The organism is Streptococcus orisratti DSM 15617, assembly GCF_000380105.1.
GTDB lineage: Bacteria > Bacillota > Bacilli > Lactobacillales > Streptococcaceae > Streptococcus > Streptococcus orisratti.
The window spans coordinates 1-3704 of sequence record NZ_KB904523.1 but is presented as its reverse complement, the minus strand read 5'-3'; the positions used below and the strand labels follow the sequence as shown (position 1 = coordinate 3704).

Below are 3704 nucleotides of genomic sequence, written 5' to 3'. Positions count from 1 at the left end.
CTAATACTCTTCGAAAATCAAAATTATCCGTTGTCAACTTGCCTTGATGAACTCAAGTTCTATCGTCGGCTTCGTTTCCTAGGCTACTTTTGATTTTCATTGAGTATAAACATACTATAAATTTTCGGTATCCCTCAATAGAAATTTTTCAATTCTCATTCTTCTTTCTCCTTAAACATATGTCTTCATTATACCACAAAACCCAGCCGTTTTAGGCTGGGCATTGTTTAAATAACTCTTTATCTAATGTGGCTAAAATCAGCTTGAAACTAGGAAACGACACCGCAGATAGTACTTGAATACGGCAAGGTGAGTTAACGAAGTATCAAGTGATGTTAGACCACTAGACCAATTTTTTCATATCTGCGATACGGTCTTCTATCGCATCATATTTATTGTCATCGATTTCGAAATTTTTATTCTTCATTAAATTTTTCAAGCAATTCTTCAGCAATAGATTGACTTTCCAACCTCAACAAACTGGCTTGGTCATCCGAATGATAAACAAAAGGCGATAAATTGCCGTACCAAACGATACTTTTGTCTAATAGGATGATCGTTGTGCTGACCCTTTCTGGTACAAGCTTTACCTTTACATTGTCACTGTTTAACCCCGTTAGCCACTCACTTAACTTATGATTTTTGGAAACATGAATAACGACTTGTTTTCCTTGTAACTGCCCCAATAGTTCTTGAAACTTACTAGAAGTAAACGTATGTAATTGTAAATATGCTTTTGAGCAAGTGTTCCGCAAATCCTCTCTAAATTTCTCTTCGTAGTCCCTACCACTGAATAATACTTGGGTTGGTTCTTTCTCTCCAACCTGATAAGCCATTTTTCGATAAGCTATCTGACGTTTCTGGTACATTCTTTCAAGATAGGGAACGTGTATATCTAGATAGTCAACTATTCTTACCTCAGTTTTACCTTGATAGGGACGATGAAGCCTCCCTGCATACTGTATGAGATTATTTTTCCAAGACAAAGGAGCTGCCAAAATTAATGTATCCAACTTTGGCATATCAAAACCCTCGCCAATATACTTTCCTGTTGAAATGAGGACAAAGGGACTATTCTCATCTAACTCACTGATTCTTTTCAGGAGTTCTTTCGTATCTCTTCTTTTACTCGCTCCACTCAGACAAAAAATATTGGTCATTTCTTTTTCAATAAGTAGCTTTTCCAATAGTTCTATATGTTCCCGTCGATTGACCAAGACAAGGATGTTTCGCTTTTCTTGATATAGTTTGAAAATATCTTGCACAATCAAAGTATTGCGATGTAAATCTTTGGCAAGCCAATCATTAAGAGCTGAAAAGTTCGTACTATTCGACTGTTCCAAATCCAATTTCCCAAAAGATGTTAGACGGAGTAGCAACCTCTTTTTAAAATCGTATTGGCCTGATTGGGCAGTATGTAAAATTGGACCAATACGTTGAAAGACAATCGGTTGATGTCCATTTTTACGTTCTGGCGTTGCTGTTAAACCATATAGATATTGACCAGCAAATTGAGCAACTACTTTTTCAAACTGCATGGCTGTCACATGATGACATTCATCCACAATCATCATATCGTAATCCGACAAAAAGTCGGAAATAGTGTCCAATTGGAAGAGAGATTGAATCATAACCACATCCACCAGTTTACTCCTCCATTTTTTAGAAGCACCATATTGCCCAATATGCCCTATTACTTTTATACGCCCTGAAGGAGTATAGCGAACCGCTTCTTCCTCTTCAATCTCTAAAAATTCATCCAACCTTTCCAACCACTGCTCCATCAGTTGACGATTATGAACTAAGATAATCGTTCGGCATTTCCTTTGTGCAATCAATGCTGCCCCTAAAACTGTCTTCCCGAAACCTGTTTCAGCACATAGCAAGCCATTCTCATTAGCTAATAAATCTGCCAAAGCAAGCTCCTGCTCAAAACGTAACATCCCTTTGAAAGAAATCTGAATCGGAGATAGAATGTTGCGATTGTCCCTAACAGTTACTGTTTCAAATATTTCCTGTAACCTAGCAAGTATTCCTCTTGGAAGATGCAATGCTTCATCTGTTTCTTCAAATAAATAAATACGTTCTGGAGTCTGATAAGTTGGCTGTCTAGTCGCTTGTTTTAGATAAAATTCAGGATTAGGAAAAGATGCCAGCTTTCTCAATAAGTAATTTGTTTTTGAAGAAATAGTCCTCTTCTCAACTCGTATAACGTTTGATAAGCTACACTCTAACACTGTATCATCTACAGAATCCGAAAACTCCTGTCCTAAGAAATCTAGAATTTTCTTCTGTCCAATCTTTTGAGCCTGTTGAAGGTAGGTCCATTGTTCAGAAAAGGGCTGAAAATGTTTATCAACAAAAACGGTTCTTCCCTTCTTGAAAGCTTCCCCTTGTAGCGGCAGTGCGATAAGATTACCAAATCCTCCCTTGGGCAGAATATCTTGATTTGGAAACATACGGTCAAATGAAGAAAAGCGAATATCTTTTGACTCCTGCATAGCCAATTCCAGCAATCGTTTCCCAACATTTCTCGCCTGCTGACAAGCAATTTCTTCCTCGAAGAAAAACCAGAGGTGAGCACCATTGCCAGAACGAGAGATTTCAATATGACCCTCAAAACCATATTTTTCTGCGGTATCTCGTAGAATGGATACTTCTTCTCTCCAATTCTTTTTATCAAAATCAATCACCAAAAAAGAACACGTATCTGATAGACTCATTGGAAAAATGCCAATACTGATTTCGCCACGTAGGTGAGCCAATAACACCTGTTTAGTCAATGGTTGACAAGTTCTCTTTTCAACAGGAAGTTTTTTCCAACCATAGTTGTAAGAAGGAAAATAGTTGATTTTTCCATTTTCATCAATATAAGATTTCGCATAAACATCTATACGTCCCTTAAATAGGCTGAACAGAATGGAGAGTTTTTCATCGGTACTTAGTTGATGTTTTTGTTCTTCAAAGTAATCATACAAATGCTTATCACTTATCAGAAATTGCTGATTGTTATCTTGAAATTGCATTAAGTTCAGAATCTTATCGGTAGCATAATAGGGAAAACGAGCAAGATGCTTTGCAACCTTACCCGTTAATTTTTCATAATAATAGGACATGTGAGTTCCTCTTTAATAAATATCCTCAAGGACATGATATTCCTTTACTGCTTTTAACTGGACTGTTTTCAAAAAAATAATATCATATTTATTGATAGCTTGGAATTCCCAACTCCTCATACATCCTCTCACTTGATAAATCATTCTGATCGTTCAAGAGGAGATTTTCAAAGAAGGCGGTTAAAAAGTCTGAGCGTTTATTGACTAACTTAGCATTGTCAAGCACAAGGGCGTCGCGAAAATATTTTGCATGTTTTTGAAAAGGTTCGTTGTCAATGTCGAAACCAAGTGAGCGAAGATATAGTAAAATGAAACACAAATAGTACATAATGTGATATAATGTTTTTATGGCATATTCATTAGATTTTCGTAAAAAAGTTCTCGACTATTGTAAGCGAACAGGTAGTATCACAGAAGCATCAGATGTTTTCCAAATCTCACGCAATACCATTTATGGCTGGTTAAAACTAAAAGAGAAAACAGGGAACCTAAACCATCAAGCAAAAGGAACAAAACCAAGAAAAGTTGATAGAGATAGACTCAAAAACTATCTTAATGACCATCCGGATGCTTATTTGACTGAAATAG

2 protein-coding genes and 1 pseudogene are annotated in these 3704 nt (G+C 36.6%); 1 reads left to right on the top strand and 2 read right to left on the bottom strand.

The genetic code is table 11. From position 1 onward, the window contains the following. Positions 1–416 precede the first annotated feature (416 nt). Positions 417–3116, bottom strand: coding sequence for a TOTE conflict system archaeo-eukaryotic primase domain-containing protein (locus A3I7_RS0111415; RefSeq protein ID WP_018376873.1), 2700 nt, complete (start codon positions 3114–3116; stop codon positions 417–419). Between the two features lie 88 nt (positions 3117–3204). Next, positions 3205–3429, bottom strand: a pseudogene (locus A3I7_RS13860) (cell filamentation protein Fic); the annotation flags it as partial. Positions 3430–3463: 34 nt separating this feature from the next. Between A3I7_RS13860 and A3I7_RS0111405 the strand changes: the two are divergent. Continuing rightward, the coding region (locus tag A3I7_RS0111405) for an IS630 transposase-related protein (RefSeq protein WP_018376871.1) at positions 3464–3704 on the top strand (241 nt) is incomplete at its 3' end.

Bases quoted from the DNA above. Each gene is read 5' to 3' on its own strand.
- A3I7_RS0111415 (WP_018376873.1), bottom strand. From the start codon at position 3,116: ATGTCCTATTATTATGAAAAATTAACGGGTAAGGTTGCAAAGCATCTT.